This window comes from Promicromonospora noduliphila (assembly GCF_056951025.1).
Map to the genome: position 1 here is coordinate 5,479,899 of NZ_CM167806.1, position 22,035 is coordinate 5,501,933.

The window sequence follows — 22,035 nt, forward strand, 5'->3', positions numbered from 1 at the left end:
CCGACTTCCCGCGACGACCCGAGGAAAAAACAGACCATGGCCTGGGACGACCACCAGCTCGTCTTCGTCGCCGGACTGCACCGCAGCGGCACGACGCTCGTCGCCGACCTGCTGTCCAGCAGCCCGGACGTCTCCGGCCTCGAGAACACCGGCGTCCCCATGGACGAGGGCCAGCACCTCCAGGACGTCTACGGCGTGGCGCAGGGCATGCTCGGCAACTGGTCCTTCGACCCGCGCGAGCACCTCGTCGAGCGCGACGTGGCCATCCGGCCGGACGTGACCGCCCGGCTCTGGGCGCAGTGGTCCCCGTACTGGGACCTGTCGCGCGGCACGCTCGTCGAGAAGTCGCCGCCCAACCTGACCAAGCTGCTGTTCCTCCAGGCGGCCTTCCCCGGTGCCAAGTTCGTCGTCGTCACGCGGCACCCGGTGGTCCAGGCGATGGCCGTGCGCAAGTGGTCCCAGTGGTACCTGGGCCAGTACACCGTGGGCTTCCCCAAGCTGGTCGACCACTGGTTCCACGCGCACGACCTCTTCCTGACCGACGCCCCGCACGTGGAGCACCTGCTCGTGCTGCGCTACGAGCACCTGGTGGCCCGGCCGCAGGAGGAGGCCGAACGCCTCGCCGCGTTCCTCGGCATCACGCTGCCGGACGTCGCCCCGGTCCAGACCTCGCGGAGCAGCGACTACGTCGAGACCTGGGAGCACCCGCGCCGCCGCGGCCTGCCGGGCCGGATCCGGAAGCACTGGGGCGCCAGGAACTGGAAGCTGCGGCGCTCGGGCATCACGCGCGAGCTGCTCGACCCGCTCCTGCTGCCCGGGTACCGGCGCACGGTCAGGTCCCTGTACAGCAACCTCGCCCCGGTCCACGGATATGACCTCGACCGGCTCTCCGAGGCCGAGCCGTGGCCCGACCAGAACCGCACCGACGCGCCGACGGGGAGCACCCGTGCCTGACCGCCCCTGGGCCGCGCACGGACTCGTCTTCGTCGGCGGCATGCACCGCAGCGGCACCACGCTCGTCGCCGACATCATCGCGGGCAGCCCCGACGCCTCCGGCCTGTCGAACACCGGCCAGTACATGGACGAGGGGCACAACATGCAGGACGTCTACCCGACGCCCTGGCGCAACACGTCAAGCTGGGCCTACGACCCGCGGCTGCACCTCACCGAGCGGGACGCCCGGCCGGACGCCGCCGCCCGGCTCTGGGCCGCGTGGTCGCCGTACTGGGACCTCGGGCGGCACACCCTCGTGGAGAAGTCGCCCCCGAACTTCGTCAAGACCCGCTATTTCCAGCAGGTCTTTCCGGGTGCCCGGTTCGTGGTCGTCACCAGGCACCCGGTGGTCCAGGCGCTCGCCGTGCGCAAGTGGGCGACGCCGTCGACCGGCAAGCTCACCGTCGGCCTGCCCCGCCTGGTCGACCACTGGCTGCACGCCCACGACCTGCTGCTGGCGGACGCACCGCACGTGCGGCACCTGCACGTGCTGCGGTACGAACACCTGATGCGCGACCCGGCGGGCGAGGTCGCCCGCCTCCAGGAGTTTCTCGGCTTCCCGCTGCTGCCGCCGACGGCGGTGGACACCTCGCGCAGCGCCGGCTACGTCGACCTGTGGCAGGGTGCCGGACGGACCGGCCTCGCGGCCCGGCTGCGCCGGCACCTGCGCGCGCCCGCCGACCTGCTGCGCGACGTCGGCGACGCGCTGCTGCTCAAGCGCTACCGCCGCACGGTGCACGCCCGGTTCGCCGAGCGGATGCGGGCCCACGGCTACGACCCGGAGGTCCTCGACGACGCCGAGCCCTGGCCCAGCCGCCAGCCGGCCGGCCCGCGGAGCGGCTCGTGAACGGGCTCGGGCTCAAGCCGCACACGCTCGACGGCGCGCGGCGCACCGTGCGCGAGATCGTCACCGCGAGCCCCTCGCTCACCGCCCGGTGGCACTATCTCCTGGGCCGGCTGCACGAGGAGCGCGACGACGTCGCCCGCGCCGGCCGGGCCTTCCACAGCGGCCTCGCCCGCGATCCGGGCGCCGTGCCGCTCGACCGGCGGCTGCTGGAGAAGGACGCCCTGGAGTTCCTGCCGCGCCGCCGGATCGGGCGCTTCGTGGCCCAGCACCTGGACCGGATCCGGGAGCGCGCCGCCGCGGACAGCCAGGTGGTCGACGACCGGTCCGGCACCGTCTTCTCCTACTGGGCGCAGGGCATCGAGTCCGCGCCCGAGGTCGTGCGGCTCTGCCACCGGCAGATGGCCGAGCACGCGGGCGGCTCCCTCGACTACCTCGACGACAGCACGCTCGGTGACCTGGTGCGGATCCCGGAGGACGTCGCCCGGGCGCCCATGAGCCGGACCTTCCGCTCCGACCTGGTGCGCCTGGAGCTGCTGTCCCGGTACGGCGGCACCTGGCTCGACGCGACCTGCCTGCTCGTCGACGACCCGCGCACGGCGCTCGAACCGCTGCTGGGCAGCGGCTTCTTCGCGTTCACCAAGCGCGACGTCACGCTGTCCACGTGGTTCCTCGCGAGCGCCCCCGGCCACCACGTCACGACGCTGCTGCGCGAGGCGCTCTACGAGGTGGTGCGGCACTTCGGCAGCTTCAGGCACTACCTCGTGCTGCACCACGTCTTCGAGGCGCTCACCGAGCTCGACGCCGAGTTCGGCGCGGCCTGGGCCCGGACGCCGCGCCGGTCGTGGGAGCCGCCGACGGCGTTCATCCCGCTCATGGCCGAGCCCTACGACGAGGCCCGGTTCGACGAGGTCCTGTCCGGCTCCTTCGTGCACAAGCTGACCTACAAGTACGACCCGGCCGCCGAGCGGCCGGGCACCATGCTCGACCACCTGCTGCGCCGGGGCTGACGGCCAGACCGAGGCGGTCGGCGCCGGACCGAGGCCGGCCGCCTCACGGCCGCCTGGGCCGCCGGGTCACGCCGGCAGCACGAGCTCCGCCACGCGCTCGTCCGCCGCCGCCATGCGTTCGAGCACCGGCTCGCTGATCCGGCCCTCGACCTCCGGACGTGCCCGCGGCGACCGCGCGCGGATCTCCTGGACGTTCAGGCCCTTCCAGCTCTCCCCCTGGAGCGTCACCGACTCGGCCACCACCCGCCGGGACGCGATCGCCTGGGCGACCGCGCCGGCGTCGGACCGCAGGCCGGAGCCGCGGAGCATGCGGCGCAGCGTCATCTCGGGGGCCCGCGTCACGTCCTCGTACCGGACGTGCACGTGCCCGGGCGCGCCGAGGCGCGCGAGCGAGGCGTCGACGGCGTCGAGCCAGCCACGGGCGACGGCGTCGGGTGACGTGTCCGCCCAGGTCCGCAGCCCGGTCCAGGCCCGCCGGTCGCGCTCGACCGCGCGCTGCTGGGACGCCACCGTGTCCACGCCGCGGCGCAGGACGTGCACGACCTTCGCCCCCGGCACCAGGGCACCAATCTCGTCGAGGAACTGGTAGTTGCCCGGCGTCTTGTCCAGCCAGGCGGTCCGGCCCGCGTCCGCCGCCTGCTCGTCGAGCCCCGCCACGTACCGCCGGGTCCAGGCGGAGACGAGCGGGCGCGCCATGCTGGCCGGGCCCGGAACCCATCCCGTGGTCCCCGCCGCGCGCAGGCGGGAGCGCACCCGCAGGGCGTCGGGCCGCACGAGCCCCGCCGTCCGCAGGACGCCGGAGAGCGGCACGACCCGGAGGAAGAAGTGCGTCTCGGGGAACGTGAAGACGTCCGGGTGGGCGCCGAGCAGCGACTGGACCAGCGTGGTGCCGGACCTCGGGTACCCGACGACGAAGATCCGCCTCATCCCGCCTCCCGCGCGCCCGTCCGAGCGGCCGGCGCGGCGTCGGCCACCGGCACGGCACCAGTCAGCGGCGCGGCGCTGACCAGCGGCGCGAGGTCCCGGACCAGCCGGGCCCACGACAGGTCGCCGGACGCCGCCGCGATACCCGCGCGGGACAGCCTCCGGTACCGCTCCGGGTCGCCCAGCAGCCCGGCCACCGCCCGCGCGAACGCCTCGGCGTCGACGGCGGAGGCGACGACGGCGCACGCCGAGGCCTCCGCCTGCTCGCGCAGCCCGCCCACCGGCGTGACCACAGCGGGCACCCCCAGCGCCGTCGCCTGGGCCAGCGGGCCGGACTGGCTCGCCTCGACGTAGGGCAGCGCGAGCACGTCGAACGACGCGACGGTGCGGGCGACGTCGGCGTCGTCGACCCAGCCGACGTGCCAGGTCACGTCGCCGTCCCGGCCCGACCTGCCAGCGCCCTCCGGGCCGTCGCCGTGGATGCGGACGTCGGCGGCGACGCCCTGCTCGCGCAGGAGGCGGGCGGCGTCCCGCAGCAGGCCGAGCCCCTTGTAGGCCAGGAGCCGGCCGAAGAAGCCGACCACGGGCGGACGGTCCGTCGGCAGCGAGCGCCCACGGACCAGGGTCTCCGGGGCGTCATACGCCGGGTGCACGCTCTGGACCACCTGCTTCCCGGCGAGCGCACCCTGCCGGCCGAGCGCCTCGGTCACGGAGCCGGAGAAGGTCACCACGGCGTCGGCCCGCCACAGCTCCAGCCGCCGGCCGATGCGCTTGACCAGGTGCTCCTCGCCGGGGTGCTCTGCGGCGTCGTGCACGCACACGACGTACCGGACGGAGCGGGGGACCGCGAGCGGGAGCGCGAGCGACTGGTAGACGCTCTCCATCGTGCCGACCACCGTGGTCACGCCCTCGCGGCGGAGCCACCGGCGCAGCCGCAGCGCCGTGCGGACCAGGCGCGGCAGCCCGAGCACCACGCCGAGCCGGCTGGAGTACGTACGCACCTCCAGGCGGCGGCCCGCGACGGCCCGCAGCCCGTCGGCGATGTCGGCGTCCGCGTTGTACGACACGGCGACGCGGTCGCCCCAGGCGGCGCCGCACGCCGCGGCGAGCTCGCGCAGGAACCGGGGGCCGCCGCCGGTCCGCCCCCAGTGGACGAGGAGCACCGGATTCTCGCTCATGGGCGCTCCCAGGCCATGGCGCCGCTCCGGCGCCGGAAGTCCTGCGGCACGGCGTACGTCGTCCGCACCACGGGTTCCGGCGGCACGACGACGGCGCCCGGCTCGACGTCCTGGGTGACGACCACGCGGGCGCCGATCACCGCCCCGCGCCCGATGCGCACGCCGGGCAGCACCAGCGCCTCGACGCCGAGCCACACGTCGTCCTCGATGACCACCGGCGCCACGCGCGTGCGCCCGCCCGGGCGCGCGGGGTGGAAGTTCGTGTCGTAGATCCGGACGCCGTCGCCGACGTCGACCCGGTCCCCGACCGTGATGCTCCGCTCCGCGTGGACGTGGACGCCCTCGTTGAAGAAGCAGTCGTCGCCGACGACGAGCACGCCGTGGTCGCCCGTGGAGAAGGCGGAGCGCTGGACGTGGCCGCGCAGCCGGATGCCGCGGCCGAAGATCATGCGCCCGCGGTTGGTGATCGCGGGGGTGCGGCCGATCACCAGCGCCCCGGGCGGGACGTGACCGGTGGTCACGGCCAGCACGACGGGTGCCTTGGCGTAGCCCCAGGCGTACCTGGCCCGCTTGATCAGGTCGATCGCCTCACGACGCACGGAGCGCACCCTCCTGTTCGGTAGGCCGCGCGCCCTCGGCGTCGGCGTCGGCGTCGGCGTTGGCGTTGGTGGGGGCGGGGGCGGGCCGCGGCCACAGGACCGCAGCGAGCAGCACCGGCAGCAGCGGGGTGAGGTGCCGCACGTACGAGCCGTAGTCCGGCTCGAACACGGACTGCACCACGGTCAGCGCGAGCACCAGGCAGCAGGCCCGCAGCCAGCCCTGGTCGGGGCGGTGCGCCGCCTGCGCGCGCATGGCGCCGAAGAACTGGAACCAGACGAGCACGAACATCGCGCTGATCACGATGTAGTAGGCCTCGCCCAGCAGGAGCAGCGGGATGGGGATGGCGAACGAGACCAGCACGAGCAGCGAGTTCACGAGCCCGCCGATCGGGTCGGGGAGCACGACGAACGGGTCGATGGCCGTGTTCATCGCGAGCCCGCCGGCCCGGCGCTCGTTCACCATCACGCGGAAGTGGTCCAGCTCGACGCCGAGGATCTCGCGGAACACGACGGAGAGCACCGCCAGGGCGCACAGCCCCGCGACGACCACGCGCCGGATGCTGAACCGCCGCAGCGTGAAGAGGCGCAGCCCCACGTAGCATGCGAGGACCAGCCACCAGTACTGCCGCATGCCCCACGCGTAGAGGGCCATCGCCCCGACCAGCGCCAGCTCCGGCATGATGCCGCGCACCCGCCACAGCGCGATGAGCGCGACGGGGAGCACGAAGACGTCCTTCGAGTACCAGCCCAGGTACACGGCGCCCATCGCGACGATCGCCAGGATCATGCCCATCTGCACGGGCGTCGCGTTCGCGAGCCGGCCGCGCAGGGCGACCAGCAGCACCACGAGGAAGCAGGTGAACCCGAAGAGGCTGGCCAGCATGGGCTCGTGGGCGAGGCCCAGCTCACGGTAGATCGTGGCGGTCGCATAGTACGAGCCCTCGCCCCACGTGCCCTCGTAGCCCTGGGCGAGCGCCTGGATCTTGAGGCCGTCCGCCTCGAACCGGCCCGCGAGCACGTCCCGGCCGAGCACCACGAAGGTGAGCGCGGCGACGAAGATCACGCCGACCCCCAGGTGCCGGACCGCCAGGTCGCGGTCCTCGGCGGACATCGCGACGCGGTGCGCGCTCACCGGACCCGCCTGCGTTCGGAATAGCTCGCGGCGCCGGCCGCCGCCCGGTAGGCCGCCATGGCGCCCTCGCGCACCGCGTCCTCGTCCATCTCGCCGAGGAGCACCTGGTTCCGGGCCGTCGCTGCCGCCCGGCCCGCGGGCGTGAGCAGCTCGTGCACGCGGCGCAGCGCCGTCGTGGGGCTCTCCGCCTGCACCAGCGGTGCGCCGTCGAACGCGGGAGACCGCCGGACGACGATCGGCAGGCCGAGGCGCGCGGCGTCCAGCACCGCGATGGGAAAGCCCTCGTACGCCGCCGAGTGCACGTAGACGTCGGCCCGGGTGAGCTCGCGCATCACGCCGTCGGCGTCGAGCCAGCCGGTGACCTCGACCCCCGAGGTGCGCAGCAGCTCGGTCAGGTCGTCGTCCCCGGCGCCGAGCCAGCGGAACGCCAGGCCGGCGCCCTCCCGCCGCGCCGCGCGCGCGAGCGCGGCGAGGAAGGCCGGGTCCTTCTGCGCCGCGACGCGCCCGACCATCACGACCACCGCGGGGCCGCCCCGGCCCGCGGCGGCTCCGCGCTCCCCGGCGTCCGCTGCCTGCGCCGCCTGCGCGGCGTGCGCCCAACGCACCGCGGCGGCCGACGGCGTGTTGGGGATCAGCGCGACCTGCCGCGCACCGAGCCGGCGCGCGAGCGCGCACTCCCGCGCGCTGACCCCTGCGATGACGGCGGCCCGCCGCGCGAGCAGGCCCTCGGCCGCCCGGACGGCCCACCGCACGGGCGTGGCCAGGTCGGGGCTCTCGAAGTAGAAGCAGTGCGGCTGGTACAGCACGGGCACGCCGAGCGGACGTACCCGCGTCAGCACGCCGGCCCAGCTCGAGTGGGCGTGGACGACGTCGGGCCGCACCCGCGCGACGGCCGCCCGCAGCGCCGTCAGCCGGGCCAAGAGCCCGCCGGGCAGCCGGGAGACGCTCACCCAGTCGCCCCGGCCTTCGACCGGCTCGTCGCCCGCGCACAGGAGGTGGTGCTCGACGTCGGTCACGAGCTCGCTCGTCCGGTCAGCCGCTCTGCCGACACCACCGCTGTAACGGTCCGTCACGTGCAGAACGCGCACACCAGCCTCCGGGGAAAATGCACTTGGGGGAATCTGCCTGAAGACAGTTGAACACTCCTGGGGCGCGCCTGCGACCCGTCGGATACATTTCCAAGGAGACGTTTACCCGTCCGAGTCTCGCACCCGGGAATGCGACTGCGCGCCCTGCCGAGAATGCGCGAGATGACCGATTCGGGAAGCACCATCACACCGACTGGGGGACGCATTGAGTTTCGCGCAGTACTTCAAGATCGTCCGCAGGCACTGGGTCCTGATCACGCTGGTCACGGTCGCGGGCCTGGCCCTGAGCACGGCGTATACCGTGACCCGTACGCCGTTGTACACCGCGTCCTCGCAGGTTTTCGTGTCGTTCCGGCAGGCGAGCTCGACCGCGGAGCTGAGCGCTGGATCGAGTTATATCCAACGTAATGTTGCCTCGTACACAAACCTCGCGAAAAGCGAACGCGTCCTTCTCCCGGTCATCGAGGAACTAGGCCTCGACAAGACACCCAGCGAGCTGGCCGAGAACATCACCGCGACCTCGCCCGCCGACACCGTCCTGATCGACGTGGCCGCGACCGACGCCGACCCCGGCATGGCCGCCCGGATCGCCAACACCGCGGCGACGAGCCTCTCCGCCCAGGTGGACGAGCTCGAGACCCCCGAGGGCGAGAGCGCCTCGCCGGTCCGCCTGCAGACCGTCCGCGAGGCGGCCGTACCGACCGACCCCAGCTACCCGAACACGCCGCTCATCCTCGCCATGGGGCTCCTGCTCGGCCTCGCCGGCGGGGTGGGCGTCGCCATCCTCAAGGTGGTCGTCGACACCCGCGTCCGCACGGAGGACGACGTCGCCGCGCTGTCCGACTCGGCGGTCATCGGGCACATCGTCATGGACGACGCCGCCGGGGAGAACCCGCTGGTGGTCCAGGCCAGCCCGTACCACGCCCGCTCGGAGGCGTTCCGCCGGCTGCGCACCAACCTGCAGTTCATCGACGTCGACGGCGGCCCGCAGGCGTTCGTCATCACGTCGTCGCTGCCCGACGAGGGCAAGACGACGACGGCGATCAACCTCGCGATCACCCTGGCCGACGCCGAGTCCCGGGTGCTGCTGATCGACGCGGACCTGCGCCGTCCGACCGTGAGCAAGTACCTCGGCATCGAGGACTCGGTGGGCCTCACGACGGTGCTCATCAACCGGGCCGACTGGCGGGACGTCGTCCAGCCGTGGGGTTCGGCGGGGCTCTACGTCCTTCCGGCGGGCGTCATCCCGCCCAACCCGGCGGAGCTCGTGGGATCGCGCGCGATGTCCAAGCTGCTCGACGAGGTCGGCAAGGAGTTCGACCACGTCATCATCGACACCCCGCCGCTCCTGCCGGTGACCGACGCCGCGCTGATCGCCAAGCAGGCGAACGGCGCCCTCATGGTCGCGGCCTCCGGCTCCATCCGGCGGGACCAGCTCCGCCAGTCCCTCGGCAACCTCACGGCGGTCAACGCGCGGATCCTCGGCGTCGTGCTGAACAAGGTCCGCAAGGACGTGGACGGCTACAGCTACGCGAGCGAGTACGCGTACTACCAGTACGGCCCGGAGCAGACGGCGGCAGAGGCCCCGATGGCGGTCCTGGGGCGCCGGCTCAGGTCGCTCGTCGGCGGGGCGGCCGAGCCGCGGGACGCCGCCCAGGGGGCGGCGAGCACGTCCCAGGCGGGCGACCTGCCGCCGCGGCACACGGTGAGCAACAAGCACGCCAAGCCGCGCTGGCTCCCGACCACGGTCCGGGCGCCGGAGACCGAGCAGGCCCCCGATCCCGGTCCGGCACCGGAGGAGCCCGCCGCCGACGGCGAGCCCGCGGCGGTCAGCGGCCCGTCAGCCGCGCCGCCCGTCCGCGTCCGCCCGACGCCGTAGCCCGAGCAGCCAGCCGGTCCGCAGCACCTGGCCGAGATCCCGCCGGAACTGCCGCCACACGGCGCAGACCAGCGCGACGAGCGCCACGTAGACCAGCAGGCCGACGCCGACCACCGACCAGTACCCGTCGACGGGCAGCCACGCCACCACGGCGCCGGTGCCCGCGGCGGCGAGGCCGTGCCCGGCGATGGCGCGCGCGCCGTTCCCGAGGACGGCGCCGACCGGCACCCCCGTGACCCGGGAGACCCACCACAGCCCGACCGGCCACAGCACCGCGAGCGAGGCCGAGTACCCGGCGGCGACGCCGTTCACCCCCCACAGGCTGCCGAGGAGCACGGCCCCGATGACCAGGGGCCGGGTGACGAGCGAGTACCTGAGCTCCGCCGCGGTGCGAGCGGTCGAGAGATAGATCCAGCCGGGCGCGAAGCTCGCCGCCTCGAAGATCCCGCCGACGGCGAGGACGGCGAACGTCGTGCTGGCCGGCAGCCACCGCTCGCCGAGCACGATGCCCACCACCGGCTCGGCGAGCGCGCAGGCCAGCGCGAGCGCCGGCACGATCACGTGCAGCAGCGCGGACTGGCCACGCACGAGGAACCGCACGTAGTCGGCGCGGTGGTCCTGGAGGCGGGCCAGGACCGGCAGGGCGACCCGCCCGGCGGGCAGGCCGAGCTGCTGCACGGGCAGCGCCATGAGCTGGAACACCCGGTTGTACAGGCCCACGCTGGCCGCGCCGAACCGGGCGCCGATCACCACGGTGTCCACGTTCCGGCTCGCGTACTGCAGGAGCCGGGTGCCGGCGGCGGCCAGCCCGAAGCTCAGGAACGCGCGGATCGACACGTCCCGGCGCGGGAGGCCCGGGCGCCAGCGGGCGGCCACGAAGATCCCCGCGACCACCGTGGTGGTGGTCGCGATCTGCTGCGCGACCACCGCCCAGTAGCCGCCGCCCAGCAGGGCCACCACCACCGCCGCGACGAGCCCCACGAGCGGGCCGAGCGCGTTCAGGGTGGCCGTCGCCGCGAACCGCAGGTCCCGGTCCAGGCTCGCCCGGTGCTGCGTCGCCATCCCGTTCAGCACGAACGTGACGGCCAGCCACGGCGTGATCTGCGCGAGCACCGGCTCGTCGTACAGCGCCGCGATGGCCGGCGCCGCGACCACGATCACGGCGCCGAGGGCGATACCGAGCGCGGTGTTGACCCAGAACAGGTTGTCGCGCTCGCCCGGGCTCAGGGTCCGCGCCTGGATGCTCGCCTGGGACAGCCCGAGCTCGCGCAGCAGCACGCCGACGCCGACCACGGCCATCGCCATGGCCACGTACCCGAAGTCCTCGGGGCTGAGCAGCCGGGCGAGCACCACGAGCGAGGCCGCCTGGACCAGGCCCCGGCCGCCCTGCCCGAGCAGGGTGGCCAGGCCGCCGCGTGCGGCCTTGCGGCCCAGGCCGTCCGGGTCGGCGGGTGCTGCGCGCTCTTCCTCGGCGGCGGTCACGGGGTCCTTCCTGGTCCGTGCTCGTTCAGTACGCCCCGCTCGGCGCGAAGACCTCGCGCGCCGTGCGCAGCATGATCCCGATGTCGCCCAGCAGGCTCCAGTTCTCCACGTAGTAGAGGTCCAGGCGGGTGCCCTGGTCGATCGACAGGTCGTTGCGGCCGCTCACCTGCCACAGGCCGGTAAGACCCGGCTTGACGAACAGCCGGCGCCTCAGCGCATCGTCGTACTGCGCGACCTCGAGCGCCACCTGTGGGCGTGGGCCGACCAGGCTCATGTCGCCCTTGATGACGTTGAGGAGCTGGGGGAACTCGTCGAGCGAGTACTTGCGCAGGAACCGGCCGAGCGGGGTGACGCGGGGGTCGGCCTTCGGCTTGTAGAAGACGCCGACCGCGCCGTCGAGCACCGTGACGAGCTCCGCCTCGGCGTCCTGCCGCATCGACCGGAGCTTGTAGAGGGTGAACGGCTTGCCGTTCTGGCCGATGCGCTGCTGCGTGAACATCGCGGGGCCCGGGCTGGTCAGCCGGACCAGGCCGGCCAGGGCGAGCAGGGGGACCGCGACCACCGTCAGGATCAGCGAGGCGACCACGACGTCGAAGATCCGCTTGATCGCGTGCTGGGTGCCCGTGTAGCCCGGGTGCGAGACTTGCACCACCGGGACGCCGTCGACCGGGGTGATCACGAGCCGGGGGCTCGCGACGTCGGCGAGCGCAGGCACCACCACGAGCTCCGCGCCCGTCGGCTCGAGGTCCCAGGCGAGCTGCTTGAGCGCCTGCGGCGTGGCGCGGTCGGACGCGGTCACCGCCACGGCGTCGACGTCGTGCACGCGCGCGACCTCCGCCGCGTCCTCGATCCGGCCCAGCACGGGGACGCCGTCCACCGGCGACGGGCTCGCGCTGCCGCCCGGCAGGCACACGCCGACCACCTGGAACCCGGCCTGGTGGGCGCGGTCCACCCGGCGGCACAGGTCGATGACGGCGTCGCGGGCGCCCACCACGAGCGTGCGCCGGTGGTACTCCCCGCGCGCCCGCTCCTGGTGCAGCCTGGTGGCGAGCAGCCACCTGCCGCCCAGCACGAGCGCGAGCCCGATGGGGAGGGTGACGGCCACGTACGACCGCGCAAGGTCGAACTTGACGAGGTAGCAGACGATGGCGACGAGCCCGAACAGTGCGGCCGTCGCCCGCACCACGCGGAGGTACTCCTCGCGGCCCGAGCCGAGCACCCGCGGGCTGCGCGAGCCGGCGATGCCGAGCGCGACCACCCACGCCTCGGCGAGCACCACCGAGATGAGGACGTACTGCCCGCCGCGCGGCTCGAAGAGGTCCACCTCGATGCTCCGGTCGAACCGGAGCACGTACCCGAAGGCGACGGCCGCGGTGGCGGCGGCGATGTCGGCGAAGAGCGCCCGCCGGACGATCACGTCCTGCCACCGCGCCGCCGGCCCGCGACGCTGCGAGGGGGCCGTCATCGAGGCGGTGCGGCGAAGGTCTTCGTCCGCCAGGCGCTGCGCGAGCTCCGCGGCCTGGCTGTCGACGTCAGCGGGAGGCTTGTCGTCGATCGTCAAGATCCACTCCTGGACATGTATGGGACCCAAATCCATCGATGGACGTGATGACAGGCCGTGCGCCGCACCTCACCTCGCGGGTGAGGTGCGGCGCACGGGTCGAGCAGGAGGCCGCCGGAGGGGCGGCCACGGGCGGTTCAGCTGCGGCGGGCCCGGACGCGCGTCGCCACGAGGGCGCCGACGCCGAGGAGCAGCAGGCCGCCGGCCACCGCGAGGTACGGGAGGCTCGTGGGCCCGGTCACGGCCAGGCCGCCCCCGCCGGCACCCCCGTCGCCACCGACACCGGCCGCGACCGCGGTGATCGTGTAGGTCTCGGACAGCGGCGTGCCGTCAGCGGAGAGGATCTGGACGGTGTAGTCGCCGGGTGCCGAGACGGTGGCGGTGTCGCTCACCGCGCCGTTCTCGTCGAGCGTGAGCTCGGCCGAGTCGGCGCCGGCCACCTCGACGGCCTGGTCGGCCGCTGCGGCCTCACCCGCGAAGGCGATCTGGATGGTGATGGTCGCGCCCGCCATGTCCGCGCACTGGACGGTGAAGCCGAAGGGCTCCCCGACGGTCACTGTCTGGCTGTCGAAGGTGATGACGCACGGAAACTCGCTCGGCCCGTACTCGTCCGCTGCCGCGACGGACGCGGGGGCCAGCACGGCGGCTGCGGTGATGGCCATGGCGCTGATGAGGCGTCGAAGCATTGCTCAGTCCCCTGATGTTTTGTGGCGTTTTATTGCTGCACTTGAGATCGGTACCGTGGCACCGGACTCGCGACCCGGCATATCCAGCGCGAGCCACGTTCGGTCGGTTTTCATCAGGCCCGAGCCGTCATTCCGCGATGGACACCTGCACCGGCCGGGGGCCTGGAGTTGTCCGGAGAATGACGTCTCCATCCTGATGCTTCCCGGTGATGATTACATAGGTCACAGACGATGTCGCGCCCGGGCGCAATGTGAAATCACGGAATGTGAGCCAGAGTTCGTCATGCTTCTGAGGGGATAGCCCGATATTTTCGGAATTCTCGGACGCCGAGACGAATTCGCCGCCGGCCGGCGCATAGACGAGCGCGCGCAGCCGGATCTCGCCGGGCCTCGCCTCCTCGTAGCCGACGATGTGGTCCGGCAGTTCCGACACCTCACCAGCGTCGACGCGCGACGTGTACGTAACGGTCACGGCCAGCTCGCGCGAGCCGTCCGGCCGCACGTCCCGCTCCGCGACGCGCACGGCGGTGTCGACGTAGTACGCGATCTTGGCCATCTGAATACCCTGGGTGAAAACGCCCACCACCGGACGATCGCCGCTCACTCCGCGGAGCGCGCCGGCCAGCCCGGTGCCCTCGAGGAGGTTCGCCTCGGCGGGCCTGCTGGACCACACCAGCAGCCGGCCCTCGCGGGCCGCCGTGACGAGCGCGTCGACCCGCCCGGCCGTGTCGCCGGCCCCCGTCGAGAGGGTGGTGAAGGCCTGCTCGGCGATCTGGGCGAACACGGCGTCCTGCTCGCGGGGTACCAGCGACTTGTAGACCCCGTTGAGCAGGTAGGCCACGAGGTCGTCGCCCCCGAGCACGCCGTCGGGGCCCGCATCGGCCTCGTCCAGCAGCGCGGCGAGCACCGCCGGGTCCGCCGTGAGCACGCCGTCCACGGTCTGCCCGGTCTCGCGCCGCCACATCTCGCGCGCGATCTCGGCCGACCTCGGGAAGTCCGGCGTGGACGTCACGTTCTGCATCCACCGGCCGAGGTCGTCCCCGCCGAAGATCTGCCGCTCCTCCTCCGTCAGCTCGACCACCGGCTCCGCGAACGGCCCCACCTGCGCTCCTGGCCGCTGGTGGGTGAGCCGGATCTGGCCGTCGTCGGCACGGAGCACCAGGACCGTCCCCGCGATACCGCCGAGCGAGCGGGGCTCCGCGTTGTTCTGGACCAGCAGCAGGTAGTCACGCGGCCCGTCGGCCCCGAGCATCGGCGGGATGAGCTGTGCGGCGCGCGACGCGGTAGCCGTCGACGTCCGCAGGTCGACGAGCTGCCGCTCGAGCTCGGCCAGGGCGGTGGACACCTGCGGCAGCATGGGCGTGCCGCCGATGCCCTCGACCCGCTGCAGCGCGTACCCGACGGACTGGTCGGCCCGCGTCACCTCCGGCGCGAGCGCCACCAGCGGCGCGAGATCGATGCGGCCGTTCGTCGGCGCGAACATCGCCGGATCGGCAACGCGCACGACGTCGGCGAGCTGCGGGAGCGGCCCCCTGGCCAGCTCGTCGACCACCGTCGCCATGCCAGCGACGGCCTCCACCGTCGGCCCGACGCCGGGCAGCCGGCCCACGAGCGACCAGTGCGGCCCGCGGGTGGCCGCGCGGGCATCGGCGGCGTGCTGCCGCAGCTCGGCCACCGTGCGGTCGAGGTGCCCGGTGCGGCCGGCGACGGCGTCGGCCCGCAGCGTGGCGACCCCGCGCTCGGCCTGCTCCAGCGACCCGCGGGCGCGCACGGCGTCCAGCGCCACCCACGCGACGAGCAGGCCGAGGAGCACGACCAGCCCCGCCACGGCGAGCGCCACTCCGCGCAGGTTCCTCCGCCGGCGGCGGGTCCAGAACTCGGGCCTCGGCTGCTGCGGCTTCTTCCACGGTGCCGGCGGCCGGAGGTGCTCGGCCGCACCGGGGGGACCCGCCGCACCGGGACCCGCCGGGTCCGGCGATCCGGGTCGCTTGAGCGGCAGGACTTTCGCATCTCTGCCGACGCTATTACCGGCTTGGGTGTTTTTGGGCGGGCTACCGGCAGGCGGGATTACCGGCGCGTCCGCCCACTTCTCGCCCCATCCAGGATGTGTCACCAGACCTCCTGACGGCTCTGTCGCGCGGTACGCGTCACGCTACCTTCGACGTTCCGAACGAGCACGCCGGAATTCAGCGCTTTGCATTCACCGATGATATTTTCGGCGCGCCATTTCTCGGCACGCTCCAAAGTATTTGGTAAAGGCATGGTAATGCCGACGATAGAATGGCGCCGGACTTACCACCGATCTGAAAGAGGCATCCTCGATGGCGCTCACGGTGCTCGCCGTCTGCACGGGCAACATCTGCCGCTCCCCCGCCGTCGAGATCCTCCTGCGCGGTCTCCTGGACGACTCCGTCACCGTCGGCAGCGCCGGGACGAACGCCCTGGTCGGCCATCCCGTCGCCCAACCCATGGCGGAGCTGCTGGCGGCCGGCGGCTTTGCGCCCGACGGTTTCGCCTCCCGCCAGCTCACCCCGGCCCTGGTCGAGCAGGCCGACCTCGTCCTCGCCCTGACGCCCGCACACCGCGCCCGGGTGGTCGAGCACGTGCCGTCTGCCGTGCGCCGCACCGTCACGGTCCGCGAGCTGGGCCGGTTGTCGAGCACCCTCGCACCCGGCGTCGTCACCGGGCAGGACGACGCCGCGCGGCTCGCCGCGCTCCTGCCGGCGGCCCTCCGGGAGCGGCCGCGGCACGTCGGCCACCACGACGACGACGTCGTGGACCCCTACGGCCGCTCCGCCGCCACCTATCAACGCTCGTACGACCAGATCCTCGACGCGCTGACCCCGATGATGGCCGCGCTGCGGGCGTGACCCGCGCGATGCCGCCGATTTCACCCGGGGCGCGCGGCCGACGTCGACGGGCTTGACGACCTCTTGTCCGTAGACTGGCCAGGTGCCAACGATCCGCTCCCTGCTGGCGCACCCCGAGGAGCGTCGCCCCAGCCCGCCGGCCCCGCACGCCGATCTCTACCGGGTCTTCGGCGGGGGCATCGTGCTGTTCGCGATCGGGCTGGTCGTGGCGCTGATCCTGCAGCTCACCGGTCGCAGCAGCATCGAGGCGGTCGCGATCTGCGGCACGGGTATCGCGCTGGGCGGGCTCGGGCTGTTGTGGGCGCGGCGGCACCGCTAGTCCACGTCGGACGTACGGGCCGTTCGCCAGGTGATCGGTCGGGGCGTGCTGCTGGTGGTCGGGGCGCACCCACGGTCAGGAGGTTCTGACGCGTTTCGACGGCGCCGGGCGCACCATGCGTTCGGCAGGGCCGGGCATGCTCCAGCCCATCCGGGTGCGGTCAACGGGTCCAGACGCGCTCCGCGTTCAGCTCCGCTGCGCGTGACGGATCGTGCAGCGCCGCCTCAAGCAGGAGGGCATCCGCCCCGGTGAGCTCCGCCAGCGCCCGGGCCAGACCCGCGGGCGAGACCGCATGCGCCACGCCGCCCGCCTCGGACACCCACCAGGCGACACGCTTGCCCTCCACCGTCAGCGCCTCGTGGCGCTGCCAGGTCGCCGGCGCACCCGGCGCGAGAGCCCGGACGCGCGGGTCGAGCTCCACCGACTCCCCCGGCCCGTCGGGGACGACGTCGGGATCGTTCTCCAACGGGAGGTCCAGCAGGTCGGCGAGCGCCTCGGCGACATCGGGCGGCGCGGGGACCACGGGGGCGAGCTGGGCCCAGCGGGGCGATGCGGCGACGGCGAGGTCGTCCGTGCTCTCGACCGTGACGCCGTCCGGGCCGAGCGCGGGAAGCCGGGCCGGGGCGATGGGCTCAGACTCGCCGGTGCGCGCGAGCGCGGCCAGACCCGACCAGACGGCGCGGGCGACGTCGGCGGACAGGTCTCCGGCCGCCTCGCCGTGCGCCGGCAGGTCCCCCGGCACTTCGACGTCGGCGGACGGCTCTCTCGCCGCTTCGACCTCGGCGGACAGCTCTCGCGCCACCTCGCCATCGGCGGGCGGCCGTCCCGCGGCTTCCCCCAGCGCGCCGGGCAGCCGTTCCAGAACGGCCGGCCAGTCGTGTCCACGCAGGTCAGCAAGGTTGTACAGGCCGCCGAGCGCAACGCGGAGCTCCGGGTCGAGGCCCGCGGTCTCCGGCGGGGCGGGCGGCAGGAGCGGCGTCTCCCCGAGCGCGAACGGCGCCCCCAGCCGACGCCGCAGGAACCACGCGGTATACGACACGGCCTGCCGACCAGGGGCGTCCGGCGAGCGCACGGGCGTCAGGAGCGCACGCCGTAGGTCGGGTTCGGCGGAGAAGCGGGCGAGCGCGGCAGCGAGCGGAGTCCGTGCGGCCGAATCCACGTCTGGCGCGGCAGGAAGCGAGCTCTGCGCGACGGCGTCGGCATCCGGTGCGGCGGCGAGCGAACCCTGCGCAACGGCGTCCACACCCGACCCAGCAAGCGAACCCTGCCCGACAGCGAGCGAGGTCTGTGAGGCAGCGTCAGCACGCGGTGCGTCGGCAGCCTGCCCCTCACGCAGCGCGTCGAGGTCGGACACGGCCTCCAGGTCGCCGATCCACGCGCCGGGGCCGAGCTCGTCCGCGAGATGATCGAGGTACTCGTCCCAGTCCGCGAGCCACCCGGCGGGATCATCGGGGCCGTAGTCGGCGTCGTCGCCGTCGTCCGGTGTGACGACATCGACGACCCGGTAGACGCCAAGTCCCGCGCGAGCCCCCGCGGCTCGGAGGGCCGCGTCGCCCCAGCGTTCGACGACGCTGTCGCTCAGCACCGCGAGGTCCAGGTTTCGCGCCGCCCAGGTGCCCGGCAGTGCGGCCTCACGCAGCGGGACGACGTCGCCGTCCGCCGCGGCGGGAAGCTCACCCAGCCAGAACGGGAGGCCCTCCGGGCCGGCCTCGGCCACGGCGAGGCGGACCAGCTCCAGGGCGGCGGAGACGGTCTCGGCCGGAGTGGGATCATCGGGCGGGCCGGTCTGGACGTCGTCTCCGGCGTCGGCGGCGCCGTTGATGCCGGCGGCACCCGCGAGACGGCCGGCGTCGCCGGCCTCCAACACCTCCTCCGCGGCGGCGAGCGCCGCGGACCGGACGGCGGCGTCCGCGAGCAGCCCGCGCGGCGTGGTGTGCGCGGCGCCGACCCGCTCCAGGACGGGATGGGCGGCCTCCGGATGGACCACACGGACCCCGAGCGCGCGGGCGATGCCGGCGAGGTGCGGTGCGTCGAGCAGCACGGTCCCTCGGGCTCCGCGGGCCACGCGACCATCGGCGAGCGGGAGCGGCGCCCCCGCGACGGCCTCGAGCACCGCGGGCTCCCCGGCGTGCGGTGCGAGGGCGTCCAGGGCCGCGCGGACGACGCCCGGGTCGGGCGGCAGCGCCTCGACCAGGTCGGCGAGGTCGAGGGCGTCGGCCCCGAGCGAGCGGGCAAGGGCCTGGTGCCGCACGGGGACGGTGACCAAGGGCCGGGGCGAGCAAACGGCGAGCGAGCGGGCGAGCGTCTGGTCTTCGCCAAGGGGTCCGGCGAGGAAGGCCGCGTCGCGAGGCGCGACGAGTGACGCCACCTTGTCACGCTCCTCGTCCTCGGACGGCTGGCCCAGAACGCTCAGCGCCAGGAGCGGCGTGTCCCGCAGGGCGTCGACGGCGGACGCCCGGACCGCGGCATCGACATCACTCGCCGGGAGCCCGGTCGGCACCAGCGCGAGAATGTCCCGCGCCGTACCGAGTTCGCCCAGGAACGCCGCATAGGCGCGTCCGGCCTCCGCTGCCACTCGGTCCGACGTCGGCCCCGGCAGCACGCCCCGCCGCCCCGGGTCCACCGGGAAGGACGCGATGAGCAGCGCGGGGAACGTGAGCCGCACATCCGTAGGTGTCTGTGCGTGCAACACCGGGCTCACCGCCGCACGGGTCGACGTCGTGGGCAGCGCCCAGAGCACCGACCAGTCCGGGCGACGCGCCTCGGACGGCAGCGACTCGTCCGGCTCCAGCGCCCCCGACGCCCGGTGCACGCGCCACCGCGAGCCGACGTCGCGCAGCACACGCGAGGTAGCCCGCGTCCCGGTGCCTACCGGTTCAGAACCCCGCTGACCTGCGAAGTCGTCCTCGATCACCACCTCGTCGAGCGCGGGCAGCGCGAGCAGGAGCGCATCGTCGACGGCGGCAAGCTGGGCCCGGACCGCGGCCACCGCCTCGGCGTCACGCAGCCGGAGCTCGACCACGGTGTCCGGCTCGTCCGGTGTGGTGCCAGGACCGGGAAACGGAAGCCGCAGCACGGGCAACGCCGCCCCGCGCACCCTGGCCGACGCCGTCAGCCGCTCGACCCCGAGGGAGCCCCCACCCGGGCCGCCGGGCTCGGCCGCTCGCTCGACGGCGACGCCATCGAAGTCGGTCGCTCGCTGGACGCTGACGCTGAGTTCGGTTGGTTGCATCGAGATCGGTCCATCACTGGACCGATCTCGATGCAAAGGACCGACCTCGGGATCAGCGTCCAGCAAGGGACCGACCTCGGCGTCGGCCGCCAGCGACGGACCGATCTCGGGACCGCTCGGCCCCAGGCCCAGAGCCGCGCGGGTCGCGGCAAGCGAGAACCGCACGCCGCCGCCGCGCGAGCGGACCAGCACTTCGTCAGACACCGACCGTACGGCGGCGAACCCGACCCCGAACCGCCCGACGATGCCGGTGGAGTCCCGCCCGCTGGCGTCATCTGACCAGCCTGCGTCGTCCGAACCGCCGTCAGCGGCCGACCTCCCGGCGCCAGCCGAGGTGCCGGCACTATCCGTGCCGCCGTCAGCAGCCAGCCTCCCAGCGCCACCCAGCTCGCCGCTGCCGGCCGAGTCGGCGTCGGCCGACCTGGCGACATCCGACCTGGCGACGCCCGACCCGACGACGCCCGACCCGACGACGCCCGACCCAGCACCGCCCGACCCAACAACATCCGACCCAGTGTCCGCAACCACCTCCCCCGCACCACCCGACTCGCCGACCTTCGCCGACGCCCGGAGCGACGCCAGCGACGCGACGCCGTCCGCGTCCAGCGGCGCACCCGTGTTGCCCGCGACGAGCCACCAGCTCTCGGCACTGCCGCCGCCGTCGGCCTGGTAAGTCCGCGCCTCCAGGCGCAGCGTCAGCCGGCCGGGCACTCCCGCGCGGGCGGCGGCGTCGGCCGCGTTCTGCGCGAGCTCGACCACCACCCGGTCGCGGTAGTAGCCGCGCGCGTGGTCCTCCTCGGAGTTCGCGTCCTCGCGAAACCGGGTCGGCGACGCGAGCCACGCCCCGATCACCGCGCGCCGCAGCGCGCCGGTGCCGAAGGGATCGTTGGTCACGCGGGAGATTCGCCCTCGCGACCCGCCAACTCATCGTCGCCCGACCCGTCCCTCGAAGAGCCCACCCCCGAGAGCGGCTCCACCTCGTTCTCGTCGATCAGCGGCGCCGGCGCCGGCCAGTCGGTCGCCTGCGCCTCGACGTCGGTCTCGGAGTGGGCGCCGCAGCCGTGGTCGAGGGAGACGACCTTGCCGTCGTCGGGCGACCACTCGTTGGCGCACACCCCGAAGAGCTGTCCCATCGAGCCGGACAGCGGGATGAGGAACGCGCAGTCCACGCACTCGGCGGCCGCCGCAACGGCACCCGCGGAGGTGGGGCCGCGGGACCCGCGGTACCAGCGCTCGGCGGCCTCGTCCCGGCCCCGCGGCGACAGCACGCGGGCGCGGGCGAGCGCGAGCTCGTCGATCGCCACCTCGTCCACCTCCGGGTCACCCGTCGGGGTGTACCCGGGCTCGAGCCGCGGGTCGTCGGCGCGGAACGGCAGCACGTCGCCCGGGCCGACGTCGCCGGGGCGCAGGCGCTCCGACCACGGCAGCCAGGCGGGGGCGAGGATGGCCTCGTCGCCGGGCAGCAGCTCGACCTCGCTGATCGTGGCGGTCCGGCCGCGCGGGACGCGGGTCACCGTGACCGTCCAGTGCCAGCCGCGGTACCCGCGCATCGTCGCGGCGAACCGGTGCGAGACCACCCGCTCGTCCTCGAAGAGGGTGCCGAGGTGCTCCCCGACGTCGTCCGGTCGCTCGGCCACCTCCTCGGCGGCGGTGCGCGCGAGCTCCGCGGCGGCGTTCAGCACGGCGTCTCGGCTCGAGCGTGCGGCGACCCGCCTGGTGGGCGTTCGTGTGGCGGGCGCGGTGATAGTCACCATGTTCCTCGGGACCTCATGGGGGTTCAGGCGTCGAAGTCGTCTGCGACCTTGCGCAGCATCTTGGCAAGCGTCTGCGCGTTCTTCGGATAGCGCTTCCTGCGCAGGTCATTTGCCGCGTGCTCCAGCATCTGCGCCAGATCGCCGACGATGACTGCCATGTCCTCGGCGTCCTTGCGCTTGGCCTTGGCGACCGACGGCGCGGCGTCGAGCACCTTGACCGCGAGCGCCTGCGGACCGCGGCGGCCGTCGGCCACCCCGAAGTCCACGCGGGCGCCCGGCTTGGGGACCACGCCTTGGGGCAGGGCGGAGGCATGCAGAAATACCTCGCCTCCGTCCTCGTTGGCGATGAAACCGAAGCCCTTTTCGGTGTCGAACCACTTGACCTTGCCGGTGGGCACTGCGACCTTCTTCTGTGCTTGTCGGTACTGCTCGCGGAACTGCTCTGGGCGGTACGGGCTGCTGCGGCTGAACGCGCCACCTGTAC

The 22,035-nt window shown here is 73.8% G+C and carries 17 protein-coding genes and 1 pseudogene; 6 read left to right on the forward strand and 12 right to left on the reverse strand.

Annotated features, from left to right (window positions below):
- The first annotated feature begins 36 nt into the window (after window positions 1–36).
- From AC0QU1_RS23865 to AC0QU1_RS23875, 3 genes are read left to right on the forward strand one after another with little or no spacing between them, the layout of a single operon-like run.
- A complete protein-coding gene (locus AC0QU1_RS23865; protein ID WP_483572964.1) occupies window positions 37–954 on the forward strand; it encodes a sulfotransferase family protein in 918 nt (305 codons plus the stop codon).
- Window positions 947–1,840 (forward strand): sulfotransferase family protein, encoded by an 894-nt coding sequence (locus tag AC0QU1_RS23870; protein ID WP_483572965.1) that lies wholly within the window; start codon window positions 947–949, stop codon window positions 1,838–1,840. Before AC0QU1_RS23865 ends, AC0QU1_RS23870 begins: the two co-directional genes overlap by 8 nt.
- The gene (locus AC0QU1_RS23875; protein WP_483572967.1) at window positions 1,837–2,847 is read left to right on the forward strand and encodes a capsular polysaccharide synthesis protein; all 1,011 of its coding nucleotides are present in this window, start codon (window positions 1,837–1,839) and stop codon (window positions 2,845–2,847) included. The genes AC0QU1_RS23870 and AC0QU1_RS23875 overlap by 4 nt, the downstream gene beginning before the upstream one ends.
- A 66-nt stretch (window positions 2,848–2,913) precedes the next feature.
- Here AC0QU1_RS23875 and AC0QU1_RS23880 read toward each other — a convergent pair whose 3' ends face one another.
- The 5 genes and pseudogenes from AC0QU1_RS23880 to AC0QU1_RS23900 form a co-directional block, all read right to left on the reverse strand.
- Window positions 2,914–3,774 carry a sulfotransferase family protein gene (locus AC0QU1_RS23880; RefSeq protein WP_483572969.1) on the reverse strand — a complete coding sequence of 287 codons (861 nt, stop codon included), beginning with the start codon at window positions 3,772–3,774 and terminating at the stop codon, window positions 2,914–2,916.
- A complete protein-coding gene (locus AC0QU1_RS23885; protein WP_483572970.1) occupies window positions 3,771–4,949 on the reverse strand; it encodes a glycosyltransferase family 4 protein in 1,179 nt (392 codons plus the stop codon). The genes AC0QU1_RS23880 and AC0QU1_RS23885 overlap by 4 nt, the downstream gene beginning before the upstream one ends.
- Before the next feature lie 86 nt (window positions 4,950–5,035).
- Window positions 5,036–5,161, reverse strand: a pseudogene (locus AC0QU1_RS23890) (DapH/DapD/GlmU-related protein); the annotation flags it as partial.
- Between the two features lie 376 nt (window positions 5,162–5,537).
- Window positions 5,538–6,680 (reverse strand): hypothetical protein, encoded by a 1,143-nt coding sequence (locus AC0QU1_RS23895; protein WP_483572971.1) that lies wholly within the window; start codon window positions 6,678–6,680, stop codon window positions 5,538–5,540.
- Window positions 6,677–7,768 carry a glycosyltransferase family 4 protein gene (locus AC0QU1_RS23900; RefSeq protein ID WP_483572973.1) on the reverse strand — a complete coding sequence of 364 codons (1,092 nt, stop codon included), beginning with the start codon at window positions 7,766–7,768 and terminating at the stop codon, window positions 6,677–6,679. Before AC0QU1_RS23900 ends, AC0QU1_RS23895 begins: the two co-directional genes overlap by 4 nt.
- Window positions 7,769–7,973: 205 nt before the next feature.
- Between AC0QU1_RS23900 and AC0QU1_RS23905 the strand changes: the two genes are divergently transcribed.
- On the forward strand, window positions 7,974–9,647 hold the full coding sequence (locus AC0QU1_RS23905; RefSeq protein ID WP_483572975.1) for a tyrosine-protein kinase domain-containing protein: 1,674 nt from the start codon (window positions 7,974–7,976) through the stop codon (window positions 9,645–9,647).
- On the opposite strand, the gene AC0QU1_RS23910 is transcribed toward AC0QU1_RS23905, so the two are convergent.
- The 4 genes from AC0QU1_RS23910 to AC0QU1_RS23925 form a co-directional block, all read right to left on the reverse strand.
- Window positions 9,609–11,129: a lipopolysaccharide biosynthesis protein gene (locus AC0QU1_RS23910; protein ID WP_483572977.1), complete on the reverse strand. Its 1,521-nt coding sequence runs from the start codon at window positions 11,127–11,129 to the stop codon at window positions 9,609–9,611. The two genes, AC0QU1_RS23905 and AC0QU1_RS23910, sit on opposite strands and share 39 nt — an antisense overlap.
- A gap of 25 nt (window positions 11,130–11,154) precedes the next feature.
- Complete coding sequence (locus AC0QU1_RS23915; RefSeq protein ID WP_483572978.1) at window positions 11,155–12,690, reverse strand: sugar transferase; 1,536 nt, start codon at window positions 12,688–12,690, stop codon at window positions 11,155–11,157.
- 137 nt (window positions 12,691–12,827) lie between these two features.
- Entirely contained in the window at window positions 12,828–13,376 is a 549-nt protein-coding gene (locus AC0QU1_RS23920; RefSeq protein WP_483616329.1) for a hypothetical protein, read from the reverse strand.
- A gap of 127 nt (window positions 13,377–13,503) precedes the next feature.
- Complete coding sequence (locus AC0QU1_RS23925) at window positions 13,504–15,216, reverse strand: DUF4012 domain-containing protein (RefSeq protein WP_483572982.1); 1,713 nt, start codon at window positions 15,214–15,216, stop codon at window positions 13,504–13,506.
- Window positions 15,217–15,697: 481 nt separating this feature from the next.
- Here AC0QU1_RS23925 and AC0QU1_RS23930 point away from each other — a divergent pair, with 481 nt between their 5' ends.
- Together AC0QU1_RS23930 and AC0QU1_RS23935 are read left to right on the forward strand one after the other, a co-directional pair.
- The gene (locus AC0QU1_RS23930) at window positions 15,698–16,246 is read left to right on the forward strand and encodes an arsenate reductase/protein-tyrosine-phosphatase family protein (protein WP_483572984.1); all 549 of its coding nucleotides are present in this window, start codon (window positions 15,698–15,700) and stop codon (window positions 16,244–16,246) included.
- 82 nt (window positions 16,247–16,328) lie between these two features.
- Window positions 16,329–16,565 (forward strand): DUF2530 domain-containing protein, encoded by a 237-nt coding sequence (locus tag AC0QU1_RS23935; protein ID WP_483572985.1) that lies wholly within the window; start codon window positions 16,329–16,331, stop codon window positions 16,563–16,565.
- Window positions 16,566–16,725: 160 nt separating this feature from the next.
- Here AC0QU1_RS23935 and AC0QU1_RS23940 read toward each other — a convergent pair whose 3' ends face one another.
- The 3 genes from AC0QU1_RS23940 to AC0QU1_RS23950 form a co-directional block, all read right to left on the reverse strand.
- The gene (locus tag AC0QU1_RS23940) at window positions 16,726–20,691 is read right to left on the reverse strand and encodes a hypothetical protein (protein WP_483572987.1); all 3,966 of its coding nucleotides are present in this window, start codon (window positions 20,689–20,691) and stop codon (window positions 16,726–16,728) included.
- The gene (locus AC0QU1_RS23945; protein WP_483572989.1) at window positions 20,688–21,479 is read right to left on the reverse strand and encodes a DUF3027 domain-containing protein; all 792 of its coding nucleotides are present in this window, start codon (window positions 21,477–21,479) and stop codon (window positions 20,688–20,690) included. The genes AC0QU1_RS23940 and AC0QU1_RS23945 overlap by 4 nt, the downstream gene beginning before the upstream one ends.
- Window positions 21,480–21,574: 95 nt before the next feature.
- Complete coding sequence (locus tag AC0QU1_RS23950; RefSeq protein WP_483572990.1) at window positions 21,575–21,949, reverse strand: cold-shock protein; 375 nt, start codon at window positions 21,947–21,949, stop codon at window positions 21,575–21,577.
- Window positions 21,950–22,035: the final 86 nt, after the last annotated feature.

Coding starts and splice junctions, on each gene's coding strand:
- AC0QU1_RS23930 (WP_483572984.1), top strand. CDS start 15,698: ATGGCGCTCACGGTGCTCGCCGTCTGCACGGGCAACATCTGCCGCTCC.
- AC0QU1_RS23885 (WP_483572970.1), bottom strand. CDS start 4,949: ATGAGCGAGAATCCGGTGCTCCTCGTCCACTGGGGGCGGACCGGCGGC.
- AC0QU1_RS23880 (WP_483572969.1), bottom strand. CDS start 3,774: ATGAGGCGGATCTTCGTCGTCGGGTACCCGAGGTCCGGCACCACGCTG.
- AC0QU1_RS23920 (WP_483616329.1), bottom strand. CDS start 13,376: ATGCTTCGACGCCTCATCAGCGCCATGGCCATCACCGCAGCCGCCGTG.
- AC0QU1_RS23865 (WP_483572964.1), top strand. CDS start 37: ATGGCCTGGGACGACCACCAGCTCGTCTTCGTCGCCGGACTGCACCGC.